The sequence below is a fragment of the Streptococcus sp. NM genome, from assembly GCF_003390135.1.
GTDB lineage: Bacteria > Bacillota > Bacilli > Lactobacillales > Streptococcaceae > Streptococcus.
Genome location: NZ_QUOS01000001.1, coordinates 495,303 through 517,655 on the forward strand (window position 1 = coordinate 495,303; position 22,353 = coordinate 517,655).

A 22,353-nucleotide genomic window follows, 5' to 3' on the forward strand; every position below is an offset into this window, starting at 1 on the left:
TAGTGGAGGTAGGTAGAACGGAATTAGTTGGTGAATATGTTGGTCAAACTGCTCCAAAAGTAAAAAGAGTTTTTGATGATGCAAGAGGGGGAGTACTCTTTATAGATGAGGCCTATAGTCTTATTCCAAGTAGTGATAGAGATTTCGGACATGAAGCTATTTCAGCGATTATACAGGAAATGGAAAATCGTCGGGATGAGGTTTTGGTTATTTTTGCTGGTTATGAAGAATTGATGGCTCAATTCATTGAAACTAATCCAGGATTATCCTCTAGAATTTCCAGAGAAATAAAATTTTTCGATTATACAATTGATCAACTAATTGCTATTTTAGAATTGATGATAAATAAAAGACATTATCAATTAACCGACGATTGTAAGATGGTACTACGTCAGCATTTTTCAGAAGTTGTAAATTGTAGCAATTTTGGAAATGCTCGATACGTTCGTAAATTAGTAGATGAGATTGTCTTCTGTCAAGCACAACGCGTGGTTGAAGGTGATAAGATTCAATTAGAAGATGAAAACTTTTTAAATCAAATTACATTGACAGATATCAATAAGGCTATTGTAGCTATTGAAGCAAAATCTTCAAAATCAATATCGTTGATAGGATTCGGAAGGTAGAGAAATCTATAGTAGGCTCTAAAAGAAGAAATCGGTGCTTGAAAAAGAGTACTATCAGTAAAAGATTTGAACTAAGAAATTGATTGAATCTGAACCATTGGGAATGCTATAATATTAGTAAAGGATTAGAATTATATGAACGACCAAGAACGCTTATTAACTATATTTTTACGCTTACAGTCTGGCGCGCATTTATCTAAGGCTCAGCTTGCTGATGAATTTGGTGTTAGTGAAAAAACTATACAACGAGATTTTTCTCTCTTGTCTGGTTTCTTAGATACACAACCAATGGTTGCAGCAGAGCTTGCTTATGATGCAAAGCACCATACAAGATACTTAAAAGGAAAATCTTTGTTTAATAAAAAGGATATTCTTGTAATTTCAAAGATTTTACTAGAAAATCGATCTTTGAATAAGGAAGAAAACAAGTCATTACTTGATAGTTTATTAGCACTTATTTCAAAAGATGAGCAAAGTGAAGTTTCCAGTATTATTGCAAGTGAGTTGCTAAATTATGCACCATTGTCAGATACACAAAATCGTATTGATAAGGTTTGGGAATGGTCTGAAATGATTCGTAAGGAATTGCTACTAGATATTGAATATCAATCTCCCTATAATACTAAAAAGCATCATACCATTTTCCCGGTATCGCTTTATTATGATACTCATTACTTTTACATAGTAGCTTATAATTTAGTTTTTGATTCTTATATGACCTTGAAACTAGATAGAATTCTTAGTTGGGTAGAATCTAAAGAAAAGAAAAAACCTTCTCTCTCATATGGAAGAAAATTTCGTGATGGAGACATTCGTAATAAACGTGTAGATCCATTCATAGGAAAAGAGTTAAAGATCAGAGTCCTATTTGTCAATGATTCAGCAATTGTTGTTGATCAATTCCCAACAGCAAAAATTATTGAAAAAACATCAAATGGTAATATTATTGAATTTGTGAGTCAGGATACACCAGGGCTGAAGAGGTGGCTATTGGGTCAAGCGGAATCCTTAAGGGTATTGTCTCCACAGTCGTTAATTGATGACATGAAGATTCTTATTAAGAAAATGGAAGAAAATTACATTGACTAGATGTTTGAGAAAGACTGGGAGAAATTTTTATCTGTTATAAAAGAATACTGTGAATTTCACCAACTAAAGGAGAAGATGAAATGAGTAGAGTTATATATAGAACTCGTCCATTTAGCCCCTACGCTAAGTATAACAAGTATTGGAACGAATACATTCAAGAGGGTGACGAGATTATTAAGTACGTTTTTAATAAAGTTAAATTTCCCGACAGAGAATTAAGAAATAAAATATACTCAGATGAGAAACAAAGATGGACTATAGGTGATATTAATCTTCCTGATTGGTTATATGGATATGTGGTCAACGCTGATTTATCTGACAATGCCAAAAAAATTGTCAAACAATGGAGATTAGAGAAGTATATTTTTGAGTTAAATAATTACAAAGAAAAAGGCTATTTCATTGATGAAGAAAAGAAAATTGTGATAACGGATCGGGAAATATTAATGTTCCGAGAAGACTCAGAAATACCTTATTGGGATAAAATCACTTCCTTAGTAAAAGAAGCTTATAATCGTATTCGTATTACGCCTCAAATGTTGGAGTTGGTAAAAAAAGATTTTGAGACTCAAACAGTGGATTATGAAATACTTTGTGAAATGGCTGAACAAAATAGGAAGAAAAACGAAGAGAAAGAAAAAGAATTTTTAGCCAAGCAGCAAGAATTACAAGAGAAAAAAGATTACGAAGTAGCTATTCAATTGTTTTTAAGACTACAAAAAAACTTAGTTGATATAAAGCCAAAGTTAAGTGAAGAAGGAAGAAAAGAAATTGATCATCTTCTTAATTTAATCGATGAATCAGAAGTAAGTCGTGTTAGATATGATATTTTACATCAAGCGGGAGTCGAAATAATCTTGAAAGAAAAAAGTAAGAGAGGCTAATTTGAATGGATTATGTGACTAGAATACATTTAAAAAGAGACGATAACATTAGGAAAGAGTTAATTGGCTTCTGTTTAAATAATTCTGAACAGTATCTTGCACTTGGTTGGAGTCGCTTAAGTAGCGATATTCGGGAAGAAGACTTTAATGAATACTATGGACGAATAAAAAAAGAAAGAGGCAGAGCGAATCCAGCAATAAATGTTTTTAAGGATGCTCAGATAGATGATTTATTCTGGACACGAGATTTAAGTGGAAATTATTGGATATGTAAAGCGAAATCTCAAGCCAAAGTAGTTTGTGATACTCATTTGGATATTGGATCAGTTATCCAAGTTGATGCATTTAACGTGGGAATGCAAGTCCCTGGACAGATAAAGTCATCGTTTAATAGACCTCTTGGTGGTACAGTTGAGAGGATACGGGATAAAAGCATAATTGAATATTCAAAATTGATATTTAATAAATTTTCGAAAAAGAATTATTTTGAGGTAACAACCTATAGTGGAGGTCTCCTCGATAATCTACCTGAATTTGATTTAGAAGAACTTGTCATCTCATATCTTCAAATTAAGGAAAACTACTATGTCCTTTCTAATTCAATTGCAAAGAAATCAACTACTATAAAAATTGAATGTGAAATGATTTCAAGAGAAATTGATAACCCGAGAAAAGCAGTAGTTCAAGTGAAAGGAAAGAAAGCAAAGGAACTTGACGCCTTAGAATTTAAACAATACTTAGATGAAGGCTATATAGTATATTTATATGCTCCGAGAGTGATAAATTTAGATAAGATTGAAAATGTAGTTAGGATAGGGGACAACGATTTGTTAGATTTCTATGAGAAGTATAAGTTGATCCTACCAGCATCTATCACTCAGTGGGAAAACTTATTTATTGGGGATTGATAAATGATGAATATGTCGCAATTTCATGAATATATAATTGTATGAACTTTTTAGTAAAATTTAGCTCAATTCGTGTGTTTTTAGGGTGAAATTCACACCATTTAATTGAAAGTTATTCAAATTAGATGAAAATTTGTTTTCTAAAAAAACGAGAAAACGTTGATTTTAAGAGAATTTTGAATCATATTCGAATGGAAATTTTTAAAATCATGTTTCGGTGGTAAAAGTTCCAAAGTGGATTCTCCATAGTAGAATGATATCTCCTGCCAGGAGATTTTCTTTAAGTAGTACCATATTTCGTTTAGGAACGGGCTTGGGATTTAGGAGCCAAGCATCCACATCACGTTCAGGAGAGATAAAGGTTTTGACTTGATGGTCTTTGTAAATGTTCTCTATTGTAGTATTCATAAAGTTTCTCTTTCTAATTTATCTTTATTAGTCTAACCAATTTCTAAATGGTGTAAAAATTTTATAGTCTGTCAAGTTTTTTTCTTGACACCTGCCAGAAATCTGCTATAATAGAACATGTGCTAAATAGCTCAGCTATTTCACCGAAATAAAAAATAAGAAAAGAGACTTTAAAAATGGCAGTTAAAATCCGTTTGACTCGTATGGGTTCTAAGAAAAAACCTTTCTACCGTATCAACGTAGCAGATTCACGTTCACCACGTGACGGACGTTTCATCGAAACAGTTGGAACTTACAACCCACTTGTTGCTGAAAATCAAGTAACTTTGAAAGAAGACCGCGTTCTTGCATGGTTGGCTGATGGAGCTCAACCTTCAGATACAGTTCGCAACATCCTTTCAAAAGAAGGTGTATTGAAGAAATTCCACGATTCTAAATTCTCAAAATAAGTTTAAAGTAGGTTGACAGATGGATACGATTGAAAATCTCATTATTGCGATTGTGAAACCCTTGATTTCACAACCAGATGCCTTAACTATCAAGATTGAAGATACACCAGAATTTTTGGAATATCATTTGGATCTTGATCAAAGTGATGTGGGTCGTGTAATCGGTCGTAAGGGTCGCACTATTTCTGCGATAAGAACGATTGTCTACTCTGTCCCAACTGAAGACAAAAAAGTAAGAATCGTTATTGACGAAAAATAAGAAGAGCGGGACGAATGTCTCGCTTTTTTTGCAAGGAGCAGGATATGAAGGATTTAACGTTTAGACAATTACAAGACTACTTACTCGAACATTACCAGCAGTCTCGGACTGAGGAAGGTCTTTTTATCAAGCTAGTGGAGGAAGTCGGAGAAGTAGCTGAGGTTTTGAATGGTCGTTCTGGTAGAAAAGAGGGCGTTCAGGATTCTAATGAAGAACTAGCAAAAGAACTGGCTGATATCATTCACTACACCGTCGCAATTGCGGCCATCAACGACATAGATCTAACCAAGACCATTTTTGAAAAAGATAAAAAGGCGGCTATCAAATATCAGCATGAACGTGATTTGGAAGGATTTTTGAAGAACTTCTAAGAGAATAAGAAATGATTTTTTCATATAAAGAAGATTTCACCTATATTGGTCTAGCTAGTAAATAGAAAACAATGAAACTGGCAGTTTATACTATCAAAGTGAGTAATCTCCAAGAGGTAGACAAGCTAGAACTTGTGAGACAAGAACGAGAAAAGCAGATTAGACTTGTAGAGTCCTTTTTAGGCAATGAAAAAGATAAACGGTGAAAATAGGCATAAAAAACCAATCCTAGAAATGCATCTAGCATTTTACTATGCTACAATGGAAAGACAGTCTCAAAATTTCTAGTTGATTTATCTTGAGAATAGCTATTTTTAAAAGGAGTAACAGTCTATGAACGAGAAAACAAAAGCTTACCTAGCAGCCTTATCCTTTTCAGCCATCATTGGATTTTCTTTTTTATTTACTAAGATTGCTCTAGGTTATGCCAGTCCTCTCACAAACTTAGCGCATCGCTATACAATCGCAGCTTTAGTAATGGTCGTTCTTCATCAAACCAAACTTATCAAAGTGAGTTTAAGTAGAAAAGCTATTCTTTCTATTCTTCCTATGAGTCTTTTCTATCCGCTTTTCTTTTTTATTTTTCAATCCTTTGCTTTACAGTATATATCGTCTTCTGAAGCTGGAATTTTACAGGCTCTTGTCCCGATTTTTACGCTCCTTTTAGCATCGGTCTTTCTCAAGGAAAAGACAAGCTTGCTGCAAAAGTTCTTTTTATTTTTATCCGTAGCAGGAGTAGTTTTCATCTTCCTTAGTAAAGGAGCTAACTTTGGTACTGAGACTGCTAGCTTTGGCTTTCTCTTGATGTTGGGATCTGTTCTCTCCAATGCAATAAACAATATTCTCAGCAAGTCCAAAGGAGGCCGCTATCGGGCCATGGATATGACGGCTGTTGTGATATTTGTTGGCTTCGTCACTTTTAATACGCTGAGTCTGACCTCGCACTATCTAGATGGCAACATATTAGCTTACTTTGCGCCACTTGGACAGGTATCTTATCTGATTTCAATTCTCTATTTGGGAATTCTAGCCTCTATCGTTACTGGTAGTATCTCTATCTATGCTATTGTTCGACTTGGAGCATCAACCGTCAGTGTCTTTGGAAATCTTGGAACAGTTTTGACTATTCTAGCCGGAGCTCTTATCCTCCATGAACCAATTTATAGCTACCATGTGATAGGAGCCACTATGATTATTGCTGGAGTTTTAGGCATGAATCTGATGAGAAGAAAGTAAAGATTGCTTAGCAGTCTTTTTCTTAATCTAAATGATACAGAAGATTCAAAATTTTTAATGGATTTAAGTTTAGAAAATGATGATTTTAATATAGCATGATAAAATAGATAAAAAGAATAATACTAGGATAAAGAAGAGAGAGTTTAGAAATGAAGCAAAATGATATAGCTGAAGCTATTGCTTTTTATAACAGGAAACCTGAGACTTTGGTACGTCACATTATACCAGTCTTAGATTGTGACTTGGTTGTTTATCATCGTCCTGGAAACACAAATAAAGGCTACATTATTTTTTATCATGGAGCTTGTGGCCGTAGTCAGATGTGGGCCCACCAGTATGATGCCTTTGAAGGATTTAACCTCTACTTTGTCAATGTTAGAGGACAGGGTGAATCACCTATGAAAGTTGGCCTACCCGACTTAGAAGGCGCTGTTCAAGATGTAGATGCTATTTTGTCCTATTTCCAGTTGGATAAGGTGATATTGGTTGGTCATTCTTGGGGAGGAAATCCGCTTCAAGAGTATACCTATCGTCATCCAAATCGAGTTCTAGCCTTAGTCATGGTAGATAGTTGGGGACAGCATCGTTACCTATCAGATAAAGAGAGAAATCGCATAAAATATAGTTCCCTTATGTACAAAACGATTCCTTGGAAGTTGATTGCAGATAAGAACTCAAAGATGTGTACAGATAATCCTATCACAAGAGAATTAGTCAAGACGGCCATTATAGAAACTGGGCGAGATGTTTTTTTGAACCTTGGAATCACAGGTTTTTTGGCTGTCCATGAGATAGAAGGTTATCAAGGAAATCCTCCCATGCTTTTAGTAAGAGGAGAAAATGATTTTCCCAAACACCTAAAAATGATCTACGATGATATCATTGCCTTAAATCCCAATGCGCGTCAAGTAACGATTTCAGATAGTAAACACCAACCGATGAATGACCATCCTAAAGAGTTTAATCAGATAGTTGGTGAATTCTTTGAAGAAGTAGTAGCTCTGTAAGATGAGATTTATCCAACTTGAGAAAATCTTTGGAACGTGTTAAAATAAAGGATAAGGATTTTTTATAATTCATTATACAGAATGAGTGGATTTCTTTATGAAGAGGCTTGAAGTATCTACAGAAATTGGTAGTCTCTCTGTTACTTATCAAAAGCAAAAGAAAGTGCTAGTTTGTTTAAGTGGCGCAGGGTTGCTACCAAGTTATGAAAATTTTTCACTGATAATCGAAAAACTTCCTCCCACAATTGGTTATTTGACAATTGATTTTCCAAACACAGGTAGGAGTCCGATTCATGACCAAGCTGGAAAAAATCTGGATAATCTTGTAAATGCGGTTTATGAAGTACTTGAAGAATTGGCGATTTCTGAATATATACTTTGTGTACATAGTTTGAGTGGAATTTTAGCTTGCAAATTGCTTAACAAACCAATTAAATGTCAGGCTTTAGTAGCAATTGAACCGACAACTAAAAAAGTCATGTTTGCTGATTTTTCAGAAGATCCCTATCCAGAAATGGAAGAGCAAATGAGACTGATTGAAGAATTTGGTCCTGAACTTTATTTTAAGAACTTAACTCAAGCAACATTTATCCCTGAAATTAATAAAGAAATCTGGGAAATAATTCAAGAAAAAGGTTCAGAGTTGGAAAATCAAGATACTGGATTTCATATATCTGGAGAGATTACTGAGGAAGATTTTGAGAATGTATCGATAGAATCTCATGTCCCTGTATTTATTTTTTGTCAGCCTTATAGAGAAAAAGAGTACAGAGAATCAGAATATTGGACTTCCAATACTAAACTTATTTTAGGAGGGAATCACCATTATTTACAATGGTCAGAATCAGAAAAAATTGTGACTATTATTCGAGAATTGTTCGAATAAGATGGATAGAAATAGACTACAGGAGACAAGATGAACTACTTTAATGTTGGGAAAATCGTCAATACGCAGGGGTTGCAGGGTGAGATGCGAGTCTTGTCTGTGACAGATTTTGCAGAAGAACGGTTTAAAAAAGGGGCTGAGCTGGCCTTGTTTGATGAAAAAGATCAGTTTGTTCAAACAGTGACTATCGCTAGTCACCGTAAGCATAAGAATTTTGATATTATCAAATTCAAAGACATGTACCATATCAATGCTATCGAAAAGTACAAGGGATACAGTCTCAAGGTCGCTGAGGAGGATTTGAATGACCTAGATGATGGTGAATTTTATTATCACGAGATTATCGGTTTGGAAGTCTATGAGGGAGAGAACCTGATTGGAACCATCAAGGAAATCTTGCAACCAGGTGCCAACGATGTCTGGGTGGTCAAGCGAAAAGGTAAGCGTGACTTGCTCTTGCCTTATATCCCACCAGTGGTTCTCAATGTTGATATTCCAAATAAACGGGTCGATGTAGAAATCTTAGAAGGGTTAGACGATGAAGATTGATATTTTAACCCTCTTTCCAGAGATGTTTTCTCCACTGGAGCACTCAATCGTCGGAAAGGCTCGAGAAAAAGGGCTCTTGGATATCCAGTATCATAATTTTAGAGAATATGCTGAAAAGGCCCGCCATGTCGACGATGAGCCATATGGAGGTGGTCAGGGGATGTTACTTCGAGCCCAACCCATTTTCGATGCCTTTGATGCTATTGAAAAGAAAAATCCGCGCGTGATTCTCCTCGATCCAGCTGGAAAGCAGTTTAATCAGGCTTATGCTGAGGATTTGGCTCAAGAGGAAGGGCTAATCTTTATCTGTGGGCACTATGAGGGGTATGACGAGCGCATTAAGACCTTGGTGACAGATGAGATTTCCCTGGGGGACTATGTCTTGACTGGTGGAGAGTTGGCGGCTATGACCATGATTGATGCTACGGTACGCCTGATTCCAGAAGTGATTGGCAAGGAGTCTAGCCACCAAGATGATAGTTTTTCTTCAGGCCTTCTCGAATATCCTCAGTATACACGTCCCTATGATTATCGAGGCATGGTTGTGCCAGATGTGCTCATGAGTGGACATCATGAAAAAATTCGTCAGTGGCGCCTGTATGAGAGTTTGAAGAAAACCTACGAGCGCAGACCGGATTTGCTTGAAAATTATCAACTGACAGCTGAAGAAGAAAAAATGCTGGCAGAAATTAAAGAAAACAAAGAATAAAGGAGAAAGCTATGCAAGTAATCAAACGTGATGGAGAAATTGCTGAATTTAATCCAGATAAGATTTACCAAGCCATCTTAAAGGCGGCCCAAACTGTCTATGTATTGACAGATGATTTGCGTCAAAACCTTGCACAAGTCACTAAGAAAGTGGTTTTGGATTTGGAAGAAGCCAAGGTGGAACGTGCTACCATTAGCATGATTCAGTCTTTGGTTGAACATCGTTTGCTGGGTGCAGGTTACATTACCATTGCAGAACACTACATTTCCTATCGTCTACAACGTGACTTGGAAAGAAGTGGTTATGGAGATCATATCGCAGTTCATTTACATTTTGAACAAATTCGCTAAGAAAAAAGAGTGGGATGAAGCAACTACATCTCACTCTTTCTTAAATCTATTTTTTTGGGCTGTTTGGACAGTTGAGGGGACAAATCGCAGGCGTTGAATATCGCTTATACGGATAATACGGGTCACATTTTTGGCAAAATTTTTCACGATAATTTGCTGGCGTTGCTGATCGTATTTGATGATATCACCTGTAAAACTTGTCTCAGACAAGATAAGGTGAACAGCGGTTTGTTTCTGGATAGCCTCTTCAATGGTAGCGGTCAGGGAGTTATTTTCAGTCTGGTCTGGTTCTTCATGTCCATTTAAAAAGTCATGTATTTTATCTAGAACTTGCTGGAATTTATGTCTCATATTGGCCTCCCTTCTTTTATATCAATATTATATAAAATTTTCCTAAAATCTACAAGATTTTACGAATAATCAAATGAAAGCTAAAAAAGGAGAAGAAAATGGCAGAATTTACATTTGAAATCGAAGAGCACTTGTTGACTCTTTCTGAGAACGAAAAAGGTTGGACCAAGGAAATCAACCGTGTGAGCTTTAATGGTGCCCCTGCAAAGTTTGATATTCGTGCGTGGAGTCCAGATCATACTAAAATGGGCAAAGGGATTACTCTCTCAAATGAAGAATTTCAAACAATGGTGGATGCCTTTAAAGGAAACTAAGTTTTCAAAATAAAAGAAAAGGATATTGAGTCATAACAACTCGATATCCTTTTTTAGTTAGCAAAGTAAGCCTGATTTTTAAGGCGTTGAAGTAATGGACGGCTAATAAAACTAATAGCAATAATTTTACCAAGGTCTGGAATGATAAAGGGAAGAACTCCCACAATAAGAGCTTTTTCAAATGCCATTCCAGCTAGGAAATGCAAGCTGAGAATCCCTCCGATAAAGACAAGGGCATCACCCAAGAGGTTTGCAAGAAAAATCTTGACAACACCACTCTTACTGTTGGTTAGGGAAGAAGTCAGTCCAGAGTACACAAGATAAAACCAAAGATAGCCTGCAGTAGGGCCAACTAAAGCCTGAAAACCAGCTCCACCTCCTGCAAAGACAGGAAGACCGATGGCACCTAGAAGAAGATAGAGTCCGACAGAAAGTACAGCCTCTCTCGGTCTAAAGACAGTAGCAATCAAGCCGATGGCAAAGTTTTGCAGAGTGAAGGGGACGGGTCCAATTGGAAGACTGATTTGTGCCAAAACAGCAATGAGAGCAGCTCCAATAGCAGGGATAGCATAAACATGAGCTTTTTTCAAAATAGTTAACCTCTTTTCTGATGTATAGTAACTATTATACTCGTAGAGTAATTATTGTCAACTAATTTTTTAAAACAAGGTAACAAAAACTGTAACGGCCGATTTTGCTTACTGGTTAACTTGGATAATTTTTTGTCGATTTATAAGATTTTAAAAAAGAAGCAGACACATTTGTATCAGCTTCTTTTATTTCGATTAACGCATGGTTACAAATTCTTCGGATGCAGTTGGGTGAATTGCCACGGTTGCATCAAAGTCTGCTTTGGTTGCTCCCATTTTGATAGCAACAGCAAATCCTTGGATCATTTCATCAACACCGTAGCCAATTCCATGAAGTCCGACAACTTTTTCTTCTGAACCAGATGTTATCAATTTGAAACGAGTTTCTTGACGGTTGCCAGTGCAAGCAGAGTACATAGAAGTAAAGCTTGATTTGTAAACCTTGATTTGGTCTTGACCGTATTCTTTAATAGCTTGCTCTTCTGTCAAACCAACAGTTCCGATAGCAGGGTGTGAAAAGACAACAGTTGGAATAGTTGTGTAGTCCATTTTTGCAGTTGTTTTTCCGTTAAAGAGACGTTCAGACAAAGTACGTCCAGCTTTGATAGCAACTGGAGTTAGTTCTTTTTCACCTGTTACATCACCTAGAGCGTAGATTCCTTCAACAACAGTATTTTGGTATTCATCCACTTGGATAAAGCCACGTTCGTTCAGAGTTACTCCAGCTTTTTCAAGTTGCAAGCTCTTAACGTTTGGACGGCGACCTGCAGCCCAGATAACTTGGCTAGCTGTGTGACTAGTACCATCTTCAAAATGAATGGTAATACCTTCAACAGTTTTTTCTAACTTGACAGGGACTTTGTGAGTATGAAGTGGTAAGTTTGTTCTTTCCATTTCCTTGACCAAACCTTCAACGATGTAAGAATCAAAACCACGTAAAGGACGATCACGACGAACAAAGAGATCTGTCTTGACACCAAAGGTGTGGAGTACGCCAGCCAATTCAACGGCGATATAACCCGCGCCTAGAATAGCAACTGACTCTGGCAATTCTTCCCAAGCAAATACATCATCAGAAGAGCCACCTAGTTCAGCACCAGGAATGTCTGGAATACTTGGATGGGCACCAGTAGCAATCACGATATGTTTAGCACGAATCAGCTCACCATTTACGCTAACAGTATGAGAATCTATAAATTCAGCATGACCTTCAATCAAGTCTACTCCGTTGCGTTTAAAACTGCCATCATAAGAAGAACGAGCGCGATCAATATAGGCTTCACGATTGCGACGTAGGGTAGCAAAGTCAAAGTTAAGATCAGTAGTCTTAAAGCCGTAGTCTTCTCCAAATTGATGGAAAGTCTCAGCGATTTGCGCCCCGTACCACATGATTTTCTTAGGAACACAGCCGACGTTGACGCAGGTTCCACCTAGTTTCTTTTCCTCAATAACGGCCGCTTTGGCTCCGTGTTCACCAGCACGATTCATGGTAGCAATTCCTCCGCTACCTCCACCGATAGCAATGATATCGTATTCTCTCATTGTATACTCCTTTGTACTCTTTGAAATAGTAGAGTGTCATTTTTTGATAGTCATATTCTATCTTTTTTTTGATTTGATTGCAAAAATCTGCTACGTTCAAAAAAATTAAAGAAAAGGCTTGCAAAAAGGAAAAATAAAGTGTATTATATAACTAGTACAATGGTAATAAAAATAGATTCCGAACAATAATCGAATCCCGAAATGTCATTATTTCGTTCTGAACTGTTATTGTTTATATTTGCTAATTTTTATATAATATTGTTAAGGACTTTAAATCAAAAAGGAGTTTCATTATGAAGAAGAATCGTAAAGCTAAAAAGTGGCAATTGTATGCAGCAATCGGTGCTGCCAGTGTAGTTGTATTAGGTGCTGGGGGAATTTTGCTCTTTAGACAACCATCTCAGACCGCTGTAAAAGATGAGCCTACTCATCTTGTTGTTGCCAAGGAAGGAAGCGTGGCATCCTCTGTTTTATTGTCAGGGACAGTAACAGCAAAAAATGAACAATATGTTTATTTTGATGCTAGTAAGGGAGATTTAGATGAAATCCTTGTTTCTGTGGGTGATAAGGTCAGCGAAGGACAGGCTTTAGTCAAGTACAGTAGTTCAGAAGCCCAGGCGGCCTATGATTCAGCCAGTCGAGCAGTTGCGAAGGCAGATCGTCATATCAACGAACTAAATCAAGCACGAAATGAAGCCGCTTCAGCTCCGGCTCCACAGTTACCAGCGCCAGCAGGAGGCGAAGGTGCAACAGCCCAAACTCCAGCGCAAGTTTCAGGAAATGCAGTTTCCTCTATTGATGCACAACTAGGTGATGCTCGTGATGCCCGTGCAGATGCAGCAGCACAATTAAGTAAGGCTCAAAGTCAGTTGGATGCCATGACGGTTCTCAGTACCCTAGAGGGAACTGTGGTCGAAGTCAACCACAATGTTTCTAAATCTCCAACAGGAGCTAGCCAAGTAGTCGTTCATGTCGTAAGTAATGAAAACTTGCAAGTTAAGGGAGAACTGTCTGAATATAACCTCGCCAACTTATCTGTAGGTCAAGAAGTAACCTTTACTTCTAAAGTTTACCAAGATAAGAGCTGGACTGGTAAGATTAGCTACATTTCTGACTACCCTAAAAACAATGGTGAAGCAGCAAGTGCAGCTACTGCCACAGCAGGTGGTAATTCTGGTTCTAAATATCCATATACCATCGATGTTACAAGTGAAATCGGTGATTTGAAACAAGGATTCTCAGTAAGTGTTGAGGTTAAGAACAAGAGTAAAGCCATTTTGGTTCCTCTAACAAGTGTTGTGACTGAAAATGATAAGAACTATGTCTGGGTGCTTGACGAGCAGAAAAAGGCCAAGAAAGTGGAAGTTGGTTTGGGCAATGCTGATGCAGACAACCAAGAAATCACTTCAGGTCTGACAAATGGAGTCAAGGTCATCAGTAACCCAACGTCTTCTCTAGAGGAAGGAAAAGAGGTGAAGGCTGATGAAGCAACTAATTAGTCTAAAAAATATCTGCAGAAGCTACCGTAACGGTGACCAAGAACTGCAGGTTCTCAAAAATATCAACCTAGAAGTGAATGAGGGTGAATTTGTTGCCATCATGGGACCATCTGGTTCGGGTAAGTCTACTCTCATGAATACGATTGGTATGTTGGATACACCAACCAGTGGAGAATATTATCTTGAAGGCCAAGAAGTAGCTGGACTTGGTGAAAAACAACTAGCCAAGGTCCGCAATCAACAAATCGGTTTTGTCTTTCAGCAGTTTTTTCTTCTATCTAAACTTAACGCTCTGCAAAACGTAGAATTGCCCTTGATTTACGCGGGAGTTTCGGCTTCAAAACGTCGCAAGTTAGCTGAGGAGTATTTAGACAAGGTTGAATTGACAGAACGTAGTCATCATTTGCCTTCGGAATTATCTGGTGGTCAAAAGCAACGTGTAGCTATCGCGCGTGCCTTGGTAAACAATCCTTCTATTATCCTAGCGGACGAACCGACAGGAGCCTTGGATACCAAAACAGGTAACCAAATCATGCAATTATTAGTTGAACTGAATAATGAAGGAAAAACCATTATCATGGTAACGCATGAGCCTGAAATCGCTGCTTATGCTAAACGCCAGATTGTCATTCGGGATGGAGTTATTTCGTCTGACAGTGCTCAGTTAGAAAAGGAGGAAAACTAAGATGCAGAATCTGAAATTTGCCTTTTCATCTATAATGGCCCACAAGATGCGCTCTTTTCTCACTATGATTGGGATTATCATTGGTGTTTCATCTGTTGTTGTGATTATGGCTCTAGGTGATTCCATGTCTCGTCAGGTCAATAAAAACATGACCAAGTCACAGAAGAATATCCATGTTTTTTTCTCACCTATCAAAAGCAAAGATGGTTCTTTTACCCAAAAGCAATCAGCATTGACAGTTTCTGGGAAAGAAGAGGAAGTTCCTGTGGAACCACCAAAACCACAAGAAGCTTGGGTCAAGGAGGCTGCTAAAGTTAAAGGTGTAGATAGTTACTATGTAACCAACTCGACCAATACCACCCTGTCTTATAAAGACAAAAAAGTGGAGCGCGCTAGCTTGACAGGTGGAAATATTACTTACATGAAGGCGGTTGAAAATGAAATTGTTGCAGGCCGCAGTCTCATAGCTCAGGATTATAAAGATGTGGCCAGTGTCATTTTGCTAGACCAAGAACTTGCTAATAGCCTGTTTGGATCTGCTCAAGAAGCTGTTAACCAGGTTATAGATGTTGGTGGCTTTAGCTATCGTGTCATTGGTGTCTATACCAGCGATGAGGCCAAGACTGCCAAGACTTTTGGTATTGGTGGACTTCCAATTACGACTAATATTTCTCTTGCCAATAACTTCAATATGGATGAAATTTCTGATATTGTCTTCCGTGTCAATGATACCAGTTTGACACCAACAGTGGGACCAGAATTAGCTAGAAAATTGACCGAGATTGCTGGTCTTCAGCAAGGGGAGTATCAGGTGTCAGATGCGACTGCAGCCTTCCAAGAAGTACAACAAATGTTCGGTTTTATAACTACGATTATTAGTGCCATTGCAGGAATTTCACTTTTTGTTGGAGGGACTGGTGTTATGAACATCATGCTGGTTTCGGTGACGGAGCGTACGCGTGAGATTGGTCTCCGTAAGGCTTTGGGTGCAACGCGTGCCAATATTTTAATTCAGTTTTTGATTGAATCCATGATTTTGACCTTGCTTGGTGGAGTTATTGGTCTAACCATTGCGACAGGCTTAACAGCTATAGCTGGTCTACTCTTACAAGGATTGATAGCTGGTATAGAAGTAGGAGTATCAATCCCAGTTGCCCTATTTAGTCTTGCAGTTTCAGCTAGCGTGGGTATGATTTTTGGAGTTTTGCCAGCCAACAAGGCATCGAAACTTGATCCAATTGAAGCTCTTCGTTATGAATAGAATCAACAAGATGGACACTCGTCTATCTTGTTTTTGTATGGATTTCCCTATCGAAAATCATTAAAAATGTGATATAATGAAGTGTTAGAAAAACAGGTTTCATTTGCCTGGAAAGGAAAAATTATGTCTGAAAAGAATTTTTATATTACAACGCCGATTTACTATCCATCTGGAAAACTTCATATCGGATCTGCCTACACAACCATCGCATGTGATGTCCTAGCACGTTACAAACGCCTGATGGGCTACGATGTTTTTTATTTGACAGGTCTTGACGAGCATGGTCAAAAAATCCAGCAAAAAGCAGAAGAAGCTGGAATTACACCACAATCCTACGTTGATGGTATGGCTGTTGGAGTCAAAGAACTCTGGCAATTACTAGATATCTCATACGATAAATTTATCCGTACAACTGATGACTACCATGAAAAAGTTGTCGCGCAGGTCTTTGAACGCTTGCTTGCTCAAGATGATATTTACTTGGGTGAATACTCTGGTTGGTATTCAGTATCAGATGAGGAATTCTTTACAGAAAGCCAACTTGCAGAAGTATTCCGTGATGAAGCCGGAAATGTAACGGGAGGTATCGCTCCATCAGGACACGAGGTTGAATGGGTATCTGAAGAATCATACTTCCTTCGTCTCAGCAAATACCAAGACCGTCTAGTAGAATTTTTCAAAGCTCATCCTGAATTTATCACTCCAGATGGTCGTCTGAATGAAATGCTTCGCAACTTTATCGAGCCAGGTTTAGAGGATTTGGCAGTTTCTCGTACAACCTTTACATGGGGTGTTCCGGTACCATCAAATCCTAAACACGTTGTCTACGTTTGGATTGATGCTCTTCTTAACTATGCGACAGCTCTTGGTTACGGTCAAGACGAACATGGTAACTTTGACAAGTTCTGGAATGGAACAGTCTTCCACATGGTAGGAAAAGACATCCTTCGATTCCACTCAATCTACTGGCCAATCCTTCTTATGATGTTGGATATCAAATTGCCAGATCGTTTGATTGCTCACGGTTGGTTCGTCATGAAAGACGGCAAAATGTCTAAATCTAAAGGGAATGTCGTTTACCCTGAAATGTTGGTAGAGCGTTATGGACTAGATCCACTTCGTTACTACCTCATGCGTAGCCTTCCAGTTGGTTCAGACGGAACCTTCACTCCTGAAGACTATGTAGGCCGTATCAACTACGAATTGGCCAATGACCTTGGAAATCTCCTCAACCGTACTGTTTCTATGATTAATAAGTACTTTGACGGGCAAGTCCCTGCCTATGTAGAGGGTGTAACAGAGTTTGACCATGCTCTTGCTCAAGTAGCTGCTGAATCAATCGCTGACTACCATACTCACATGGAAGCAGTTGACTACCCACGTGCCCTAGAAGCAGTATGGACTCTTATTTCACGTACTAATAAATACATCGATGAGACCGCACCATGGGTCTTGGCTAAGGATGAAGCACTTCGCAATCAATTGGCAAGTGTTATGAGCCACTTGGCAGCCAGCCTGCGTGTTGTAGCTCACTTGATTGATCCATTTATGATGAAAACCAGTCGCGCGGTCTTGACTCAACTTGGTTTAGCAGAAGTTGCTAGCCTTGAGAACTTGAACTTGGCTGATTTCCCTGCAGGTGTGACTGTAGTTGCTAAGGGAACACCAATCTTCCCACGTCTGGATATGGAAGAAGAAATCGCCTATATCAAGGAACAAATGGTAGGCAACAAACCAGCAGTCGAAAAAGAGTGGAACCCAGACGAAGTTGAACTCAAACTAAACAAGGAAGAAATCAAGTTTGAAGACTTTGACAAGGTCGAAATCCGTGTCGCAGAAGTCAAAGAAGTGTCTAAAGTAGAAGGTTCAGATAAGTTGCTTCAATTCCGCTTGGATGCTGGTGATGGAGAAGATCGTCAAATTCTCTCAGGAATTTCAAAATACTATCCAAACGAACAAGAATTGGTCGGCAAGAAAGTTCAAATCGTTGCCAATCTCAAACCACGCAAGATGATGAAGAAATATGTCAGTCAAGGGATGATTCTCTCAGCTGAACATGATGGACAATTAACCCTTCTCACAGTTGATTCAGCTGTACCAAACGGAAGTGTGATTGGGTAAAATTAAAACACTAAAGTCAGTTGAAAGATAAAGTCCTTAGACTACAAGTTTCTAAGGACTTTTCTATGTGTAGAGTTGTATGTTAGTATAATAAATGTAAGAATGGTTGAGAAATGATGCCTAAGTCTCACAAAGAAAATCAAGACTACAAATATACTCAAGTTGGTTTTTACGCGCTAGTTGAACTCATTTCGTAAGACCATTTTCTTGGTCGCAGATACTTATTCCTCGGATAAAAGGTGTCCTAGTTTATCCCCTGTTACATATGTTAGTTAAAATTCCTCCCACCTAATGTTTTTGCGGTTTCAGTTTCATGCTTCAAACCATCAAGGACATTGAGGTCAATACCGCCTATCGTTGGTTTAAGGGGGGATTGAAACGATAAAATTCCTCATTTTACAACTTATGGTAAGAATTACAGACGTCGTTTTCAAGATAAGGAAATAATAGAGCAAATTTTTAATCAGGTCCTATCTATTGTATAGAAGAATGGTTTGATTGACCCGATAGAGTGATTTCTAATGTAGAAGTATAATAGATTTTTTGGTATAATAAAAGTTATGGAAATCGAAAAAACCAATCGTATGAATGCGCTCTTTGAATTTTATGCGGCGCTTTTGACAGATAAGCAAATGAATTATATCGAGCTCTACTACGCTGATGATTATAGCCTTGCTGAAATTGCCGAGGAATTTGGTGTCAGTCGTCAGGCTGTTTATGATAATATTAAGCGGACAGAAAAGATTCTGGAAGATTATGAGATGAAATTGCACATGTACTCGGACTACATTGTCCGTAGTCAGATTTTTGACCAGATTTTGGAGCGCTATCCCAAGGATAACTTTCTGCAGGAGCAGATAGAAGTTTTAACAAGCATTGATAATAGAGAATAAGAGGAAGAAAAATGGCATTTGAAAGTTTAACAGAACGTTTGCAGAACGTCTTTAAAAATCTACGTAAAAAAGGAAAAATCTCTGAAGCTGATGTCCAAGAGGCAACCAAAGAAATTCGCTTGGCCTTGCTTGAGGCCGATGTTGCCTTGCCTGTTGTAAAGGACTTTATCAAGAAAGTTCGTGAGCGTGCAGTAGGACATGAAGTCATTGATACCCTTAATCCTGCGCAACAAATTATCAAAATCGTTGATGAGGAATTGACAGCTGTTTTAGGTTCTGATACGGCAGAGATTATCAAGTCACCTAAGATTCCTACAATCATCATGATGGTTGGTTTACAGGGGGCTGGTAAAACAACTTTTGCTGGTAAATTGGCCAACAAACTCAAGAAAGAAGAAAATGCTCGTCCTTTGATGATAGCGGCGGATATTTATCGTCCTGCGGCTATTGACCAGTTGAAAACTCTGGGTCAACAGATTGATGTGCCGGTTTTCGCTCTTGGAACAGAGGTTCCAGCTGTTGAGATTGTTCGTCAAGGTTTGGAACAAGCCCAAGCTAATCATAATGACTATGTCTTGATTGATACGGCAGGTCGTTTGCAGATTGATGAGCTTTTGATGAATGAACTTCGTGACGTAAAAGCATTGGCTCAACCAAACGAAATTCTCCTCGTGGTTGATGCCATGATTGGTCAAGAAGCGGCCAATGTTGCGCGTGAGTTTAATGCTCAGTTGGAAGTCACTGGGGTCATCCTTACCAAGATTGATGGGGATACTCGTGGTGGTGCGGCTCTATCGGTTCGTCACATCACTGGAAAACCAATCAAGTTCACTGGTACAGGTGAAAAAATTACAGATATCGAAACCTTCCACCCAGATCGCATGTCTAGCCGTATCCTTGGTATGGGGGATATGCTCACTTTGATTGAGAAAGCTTCTCAAGAATACGATGAGCAAAAAGCCCTTGAAATGGCTGAGAAGATGCGTGAAAACACATTTGATTTCAATGATTTCATTGATCAGTTGGATCAGGTGCAAAATATGGGGCCGATGGAAGACTTGCTCAAGATGATTCCAGGTATGGCTAACAATCCAGCCCTTCAAAACATGAAGGTAGATGAACGCCAGATTGCTCGCAAACGTGCTATTGTGTCTTCAATGACACCTGAAGAACGTGAAAATCCAGATTTGCTAAATCCAAGCCGTCGCCGTCGTATCGCTGCAGGTTCTGGAAATACCTTTGTCGAAGTCAATAAATTCATCAAAGACTTTAACCAGGCTAAACAGCTCATGCAAGGTGTTATGTCTGGAGATATGAACAAGATGATGAAGCAGATGGGAATCAATCCAAACAATCTTCCTAAAAATATGCCAAATATGGGAGGAATGGATATGTCTGCCCTTGAAGGAATGATGGGACAAGGTGGTATGCCTGACTTATCAGCTCTAGGAGGAGCGGGAATGCCAGATATGAGCCAGATGTTTGGTGGTGGACTAAAAGGTAAAATCGGTGAATTTGCTATGAAACAGTCCATGAAACGCATGGCTAACAAAATGAAGAAAGCGAAGAAGAAACGCAAATAAAAAAGGAAAGCAGAAGTGCTTTCCTTTTTGATATAGCATATGTGCTTTCTATGATTAGGCAATTTTCTTAATCGAAAAATTGACTAAATAGAAAGAGAGATTTCAAACCCTTGCATCCATTCGGAATTTACTGTGATTTCGATTTTTAAAGCATCTGCTAATTGTTTGACTAGATAGAGCCCCATACCTGTTGATTTTTTCCTTGTATCACCTGAATCACCTGTAAAGCCTTTTTCAAAGATATGAGGGAGGTCACAAGCTTTAACTCCGCAACCATTATCCCTAATAATCAGACTTGTGCGCCCCTTATCTTTTGACATAGAAATACTGAGTTCGGGCTTGTCAGAGCTATATTTAAGGGCGTTGGCGAGTATTTGAGAGAGGATAAATTCAAAACTGCGTTGATCGGTGTAGCAGATTCCTTGTATGTTCTCTAGCTGAATCGTAAATTTCTTTTCTTTGAGCAAGGGATCAAAGTTTTCCAAAAGATCTTGGATACACTCTTGGAGGTCAAGGTCTTCAAATAGAAAATCATTTTTTTCACTTTTCACCCTGTAATAGAATAGTATCTGTGATACATTTCCTTGGATTTGATTTTTCACATAGTCCAACTTAAAAGTTGTATCCTTTGGCAACTGGTCACTTTGATTGTCCAAAAGGAGGGAAAGAAGCGATAGAGGGAGTTTGATTTCATGAGCCCATTTTTCAACATAGTCCTCGTATTCGGCTAGTAATGAGTTGAGCTTTCCTATTTCCGCTTGCCTTTGGTAAAGCGCATTTGCGATTTCTTCGATGCTTTCTTTCTCTGAGGCACTTGATAAACGCAATAATTCCAGCTCAGTATCGACCTTGGGATTGGCTATGAAGGCTTTATAGGCAGCGGATTTTTTTCTTTCTTTTCTTATCAGTAGGAATGATAGGATGAAAAAGAGCAGGACAGTAGCTAAAAGATAGAGAATGATGAGGGCTTGAAACTTTCTCACGTCTGAAAGCCAAAGCAGGACAGCTGTGAATAAATCAAATGCTAAGAGAACAAGTAACCAAGGCAGATAGGTAGCCAAATATTTAGGATTCTGTTTCATATTCCCTTTCCTCTTCCAATTTGTAACCGATACCTCTGACGGACTTGACTTGAAGTGCAATACCAGCCTGTTTCATCACCTTTTTGAGTCTTGCAATATTTACTTGAAGGGCATTTTCATCGATGAACTCAGTTGTATTCCACAGTTTCATGCTTAGTTCTTCTTTTGTGACGACAGAATCAGTTGCCACTAATAAAGTTTCTAACAATTTCCCTTGATTTTGGGGGAGTAAAATCGAGTGTCCATTGATATAAAGGGTATAGGTCTGTCTATCCAGCAGAAAATTATCTTTTTCAAGTAGATTTTGTCTGCCTTCATAGCGTTTCAAGATATTTTCTATACGTGCCAAAAATCTTTCTTTCTTGAAAGGCTTTGTTAGATACTCATCTGCCCCTAATTTCAGGGCGTAGATTTCATCTTTTAATTGTTCACGGGAAGTGAGAACCAATATAGGGACAGAGCGTTTTGACTTGAGATTTTTACAAATTTGAAAACCTGTTTCTCCTGGCAAATTCAAATCCAGTATGATTAGATCTGTATCGTATTGCAGCACTTGCTGGCTTGTATCTTTGAAGTCAGTCAACTTATCAACTTGATAACCCGCTTTCTCTAACAAGATGACAATTTCATCTCGAATCAAGGCTTCATCTTCAATAACCAGAATATGCTTCATATCGGTTCCTCCTTTTCCTATTTTATTC

At 38.3% G+C, this 22,353-nt stretch carries 26 protein-coding genes and 1 pseudogene; 21 read left to right on the forward strand and 6 right to left on the reverse strand.

Annotation, left to right across the window (positions count from 1 at the left end; translation table 11 throughout):
• Positions 1–2: 2 nt before the first annotated feature.
• The 4 genes from DXN33_RS09750 to DXN33_RS09755 all read left to right on the forward strand — a co-directional run bounded on the left by DXN33_RS09750 (position 3) and on the right by DXN33_RS09755 (position 3,507).
• Positions 3–626 (forward strand): AAA family ATPase, encoded by a 624-nt coding sequence (locus DXN33_RS09750; protein WP_258864219.1) that lies wholly within the window; start codon positions 3–5, stop codon positions 624–626.
• 135 nt (positions 627–761) lie between these two features.
• The gene (locus DXN33_RS02635) at positions 762–1,715 is read left to right on the forward strand and encodes a YafY family protein (RefSeq protein WP_115904259.1); all 954 of its coding nucleotides are present in this window, start codon (positions 762–764) and stop codon (positions 1,713–1,715) included.
• Between the two features lie 80 nt (positions 1,716–1,795).
• Positions 1,796–2,599 carry a hypothetical protein gene (locus tag DXN33_RS02640; protein ID WP_115904260.1) on the forward strand — a complete coding sequence of 268 codons (804 nt, stop codon included), beginning with the start codon at positions 1,796–1,798 and terminating at the stop codon, positions 2,597–2,599.
• Positions 2,600–2,604: 5 nt separating this feature from the next.
• A complete protein-coding gene (locus DXN33_RS09755) occupies positions 2,605–3,507 on the forward strand; it encodes a hypothetical protein (RefSeq protein WP_000386831.1) in 903 nt (300 codons plus the stop codon).
• Positions 3,508–3,714: 207 nt separating this feature from the next.
• Here DXN33_RS09755 and DXN33_RS02650 read toward each other — a convergent pair whose 3' ends face one another.
• Complete coding sequence (locus DXN33_RS02650; protein ID WP_115904261.1) at positions 3,715–3,915, reverse strand: hypothetical protein; 201 nt, start codon at positions 3,913–3,915, stop codon at positions 3,715–3,717.
• A 176-nt stretch (positions 3,916–4,091) separates the two neighbouring features.
• On the opposite strand from DXN33_RS02650, the gene rpsP reads away from it, so the two are divergent.
• The 9 genes from rpsP to DXN33_RS02695 all read left to right on the forward strand — a co-directional run bounded on the left by rpsP (position 4,092) and on the right by DXN33_RS02695 (position 9,731).
• Positions 4,092–4,364, forward strand: a complete 273-nt coding sequence (rpsP, locus tag DXN33_RS02655; protein ID WP_000268760.1) for a 30S ribosomal protein S16 — start codon at positions 4,092–4,094, stop codon at positions 4,362–4,364.
• A 19-nt stretch (positions 4,365–4,383) separates the two neighbouring features.
• Positions 4,384–4,623 carry an RNA-binding protein KphA gene (gene kphA, locus DXN33_RS02660; protein ID WP_000379617.1) on the forward strand — a complete coding sequence of 80 codons (240 nt, stop codon included), beginning with the start codon at positions 4,384–4,386 and terminating at the stop codon, positions 4,621–4,623.
• Between the two features lie 44 nt (positions 4,624–4,667).
• Positions 4,668–4,994, forward strand: coding sequence for a MazG nucleotide pyrophosphohydrolase domain-containing protein (locus tag DXN33_RS02665; protein ID WP_070842585.1), 327 nt, complete (start codon positions 4,668–4,670; stop codon positions 4,992–4,994).
• A gap of 333 nt (positions 4,995–5,327) precedes the next feature.
• Complete coding sequence (locus DXN33_RS02670) at positions 5,328–6,230, forward strand: DMT family transporter (RefSeq protein WP_115904262.1); 903 nt, start codon at positions 5,328–5,330, stop codon at positions 6,228–6,230.
• 149 nt (positions 6,231–6,379) lie between these two features.
• Entirely contained in the window at positions 6,380–7,237 is an 858-nt protein-coding gene (locus DXN33_RS02675; protein ID WP_115904263.1) for an alpha/beta fold hydrolase, read from the forward strand.
• A 97-nt stretch (positions 7,238–7,334) separates the two neighbouring features.
• Positions 7,335–8,123: an alpha/beta fold hydrolase gene (locus DXN33_RS02680; protein WP_115904264.1), complete on the forward strand. Its 789-nt coding sequence runs from the start codon at positions 7,335–7,337 to the stop codon at positions 8,121–8,123.
• 30 nt (positions 8,124–8,153) lie between these two features.
• Positions 8,154–8,672 (forward strand): ribosome maturation factor RimM, encoded by a 519-nt coding sequence (rimM, locus tag DXN33_RS02685; RefSeq protein WP_115904265.1) that lies wholly within the window; start codon positions 8,154–8,156, stop codon positions 8,670–8,672.
• Entirely contained in the window at positions 8,662–9,381 is a 720-nt protein-coding gene (gene trmD, locus DXN33_RS02690) for a tRNA (guanosine(37)-N1)-methyltransferase TrmD (protein ID WP_115904266.1), read from the forward strand. The genes rimM and trmD overlap by 11 nt, the downstream gene beginning before the upstream one ends.
• An 11-nt stretch (positions 9,382–9,392) precedes the next feature.
• Positions 9,393–9,731 (forward strand): ATP cone domain-containing protein, encoded by a 339-nt coding sequence (locus DXN33_RS02695; protein ID WP_001196038.1) that lies wholly within the window; start codon positions 9,393–9,395, stop codon positions 9,729–9,731.
• Between the two features lie 30 nt (positions 9,732–9,761).
• Here the strand turns inward: DXN33_RS02695 and DXN33_RS02700 are convergent, their stop codons facing one another.
• Complete coding sequence (locus DXN33_RS02700) at positions 9,762–10,082, reverse strand: hypothetical protein (protein ID WP_001216101.1); 321 nt, start codon at positions 10,080–10,082, stop codon at positions 9,762–9,764.
• 98 nt (positions 10,083–10,180) lie between these two features.
• Here DXN33_RS02700 and DXN33_RS02705 point away from each other — a divergent pair, with 98 nt between their 5' ends.
• Complete coding sequence (locus DXN33_RS02705) at positions 10,181–10,396, forward strand: YdbC family protein (RefSeq protein ID WP_000807422.1); 216 nt, start codon at positions 10,181–10,183, stop codon at positions 10,394–10,396.
• A gap of 53 nt (positions 10,397–10,449) precedes the next feature.
• Here DXN33_RS02705 and DXN33_RS02710 read toward each other — a convergent pair whose 3' ends face one another.
• Together DXN33_RS02710 and gor are read right to left on the reverse strand one after the other, a co-directional pair.
• Positions 10,450–10,986: a biotin transporter BioY gene (locus tag DXN33_RS02710; protein ID WP_004256457.1), complete on the reverse strand. Its 537-nt coding sequence runs from the start codon at positions 10,984–10,986 to the stop codon at positions 10,450–10,452.
• A gap of 195 nt (positions 10,987–11,181) precedes the next feature.
• Positions 11,182–12,528, reverse strand: coding sequence for a glutathione-disulfide reductase (gene gor, locus DXN33_RS02715; RefSeq protein ID WP_115904267.1), 1,347 nt, complete (start codon positions 12,526–12,528; stop codon positions 11,182–11,184).
• Positions 12,529–12,818: 290 nt separating this feature from the next.
• Between gor and DXN33_RS02720 the strand changes: the two genes are divergently transcribed.
• From DXN33_RS02720 to ffh, 7 genes and pseudogenes are all read left to right on the forward strand, one after another.
• Positions 12,819–14,027, forward strand: a complete 1,209-nt coding sequence (locus DXN33_RS02720; protein ID WP_181897285.1) for an efflux RND transporter periplasmic adaptor subunit — start codon at positions 12,819–12,821, stop codon at positions 14,025–14,027.
• Entirely contained in the window at positions 14,011–14,712 is a 702-nt protein-coding gene (locus DXN33_RS02725; RefSeq protein WP_000811472.1) for an ABC transporter ATP-binding protein, read from the forward strand. Before DXN33_RS02720 ends, DXN33_RS02725 begins: the two co-directional genes overlap by 17 nt.
• 1 nt (position 14,713) lies before the next feature.
• On the forward strand, positions 14,714–15,973 hold the full coding sequence (locus tag DXN33_RS02730; protein WP_084950386.1) for an ABC transporter permease: 1,260 nt from the start codon (positions 14,714–14,716) through the stop codon (positions 15,971–15,973).
• Positions 15,974–16,096: 123 nt separating this feature from the next.
• Positions 16,097–18,094 (forward strand): methionine--tRNA ligase, encoded by a 1,998-nt coding sequence (gene metG / locus DXN33_RS02735; protein WP_115904269.1) that lies wholly within the window; start codon positions 16,097–16,099, stop codon positions 18,092–18,094.
• 116 nt (positions 18,095–18,210) lie between these two features.
• Positions 18,211–18,576 (forward strand): annotated as a pseudogene (locus DXN33_RS09760) (transposase); the annotation flags it as partial.
• 78 nt (positions 18,577–18,654) lie between these two features.
• Entirely contained in the window at positions 18,655–18,987 is a 333-nt protein-coding gene (locus tag DXN33_RS02740; protein ID WP_049486921.1) for a putative DNA-binding protein, read from the forward strand.
• An 11-nt stretch (positions 18,988–18,998) separates the two neighbouring features.
• Complete coding sequence (gene ffh, locus DXN33_RS02745; protein WP_000863612.1) at positions 18,999–20,570, forward strand: signal recognition particle protein; 1,572 nt, start codon at positions 18,999–19,001, stop codon at positions 20,568–20,570.
• 83 nt (positions 20,571–20,653) lie between these two features.
• On the opposite strand, the gene DXN33_RS02750 is transcribed toward ffh, so the two are convergent.
• Both DXN33_RS02750 and DXN33_RS02755 read right to left on the reverse strand, forming a co-directional pair.
• Positions 20,654–21,652, reverse strand: a complete 999-nt coding sequence (locus DXN33_RS02750) for a HAMP domain-containing sensor histidine kinase (protein ID WP_115904270.1) — start codon at positions 21,650–21,652, stop codon at positions 20,654–20,656.
• Positions 21,636–22,325, reverse strand: a complete 690-nt coding sequence (locus DXN33_RS02755; protein ID WP_042751014.1) for a response regulator transcription factor — start codon at positions 22,323–22,325, stop codon at positions 21,636–21,638. The genes DXN33_RS02750 and DXN33_RS02755 overlap by 17 nt, the downstream gene beginning before the upstream one ends.
• Positions 22,326–22,353 lie beyond the last annotated feature (28 nt).

What these genes read in the sequence shown, in the direction of transcription:
- DXN33_RS02635 (WP_115904259.1), top strand. Translation starts at nt 762, where the DNA reads ATGAACGACCAAGAACGCTTATTAACTATATTTTTACGCTTACAGTCT.
- DXN33_RS02640 (WP_115904260.1), top strand. Translation starts at nt 1,796, where the DNA reads ATGAGTAGAGTTATATATAGAACTCGTCCATTTAGCCCCTACGCTAAG.
- DXN33_RS09755 (WP_000386831.1), top strand. Translation starts at nt 2,605, where the DNA reads ATGGATTATGTGACTAGAATACATTTAAAAAGAGACGATAACATTAGG.
- DXN33_RS02650 (WP_115904261.1), bottom strand. Translation starts at nt 3,915, where the DNA reads ATGAATACTACAATAGAGAACATTTACAAAGACCATCAAGTCAAAACC.
- rpsP (WP_000268760.1), top strand. Translation starts at nt 4,092, where the DNA reads ATGGCAGTTAAAATCCGTTTGACTCGTATGGGTTCTAAGAAAAAACCT.
- kphA (WP_000379617.1), top strand. Translation starts at nt 4,384, where the DNA reads ATGGATACGATTGAAAATCTCATTATTGCGATTGTGAAACCCTTGATT.
- DXN33_RS02665 (WP_070842585.1), top strand. Translation starts at nt 4,668, where the DNA reads ATGAAGGATTTAACGTTTAGACAATTACAAGACTACTTACTCGAACAT.
- DXN33_RS02670 (WP_115904262.1), top strand. Translation starts at nt 5,328, where the DNA reads ATGAACGAGAAAACAAAAGCTTACCTAGCAGCCTTATCCTTTTCAGCC.
- DXN33_RS02675 (WP_115904263.1), top strand. Translation starts at nt 6,380, where the DNA reads ATGAAGCAAAATGATATAGCTGAAGCTATTGCTTTTTATAACAGGAAA.
- DXN33_RS02680 (WP_115904264.1), top strand. Translation starts at nt 7,335, where the DNA reads ATGAAGAGGCTTGAAGTATCTACAGAAATTGGTAGTCTCTCTGTTACT.
- rimM (WP_115904265.1), top strand. Translation starts at nt 8,154, where the DNA reads ATGAACTACTTTAATGTTGGGAAAATCGTCAATACGCAGGGGTTGCAG.
- trmD (WP_115904266.1), top strand. Translation starts at nt 8,662, where the DNA reads ATGAAGATTGATATTTTAACCCTCTTTCCAGAGATGTTTTCTCCACTG.
- DXN33_RS02695 (WP_001196038.1), top strand. Translation starts at nt 9,393, where the DNA reads ATGCAAGTAATCAAACGTGATGGAGAAATTGCTGAATTTAATCCAGAT.
- DXN33_RS02700 (WP_001216101.1), bottom strand. Translation starts at nt 10,082, where the DNA reads ATGAGACATAAATTCCAGCAAGTTCTAGATAAAATACATGACTTTTTA.
- DXN33_RS02705 (WP_000807422.1), top strand. Translation starts at nt 10,181, where the DNA reads ATGGCAGAATTTACATTTGAAATCGAAGAGCACTTGTTGACTCTTTCT.
- gor (WP_115904267.1), bottom strand. Translation starts at nt 12,528, where the DNA reads ATGAGAGAATACGATATCATTGCTATCGGTGGAGGTAGCGGAGGAATT.
- DXN33_RS02725 (WP_000811472.1), top strand. Translation starts at nt 14,011, where the DNA reads ATGAAGCAACTAATTAGTCTAAAAAATATCTGCAGAAGCTACCGTAAC.
- DXN33_RS02730 (WP_084950386.1), top strand. Translation starts at nt 14,714, where the DNA reads ATGCAGAATCTGAAATTTGCCTTTTCATCTATAATGGCCCACAAGATG.
- metG (WP_115904269.1), top strand. Translation starts at nt 16,097, where the DNA reads ATGTCTGAAAAGAATTTTTATATTACAACGCCGATTTACTATCCATCT.
- DXN33_RS02740 (WP_049486921.1), top strand. Translation starts at nt 18,655, where the DNA reads ATGGAAATCGAAAAAACCAATCGTATGAATGCGCTCTTTGAATTTTAT.
- ffh (WP_000863612.1), top strand. Translation starts at nt 18,999, where the DNA reads ATGGCATTTGAAAGTTTAACAGAACGTTTGCAGAACGTCTTTAAAAAT.
- DXN33_RS02750 (WP_115904270.1), bottom strand. Translation starts at nt 21,652, where the DNA reads ATGAAACAGAATCCTAAATATTTGGCTACCTATCTGCCTTGGTTACTT.
- DXN33_RS02755 (WP_042751014.1), bottom strand. Translation starts at nt 22,325, where the DNA reads ATGAAGCATATTCTGGTTATTGAAGATGAAGCCTTGATTCGAGATGAA.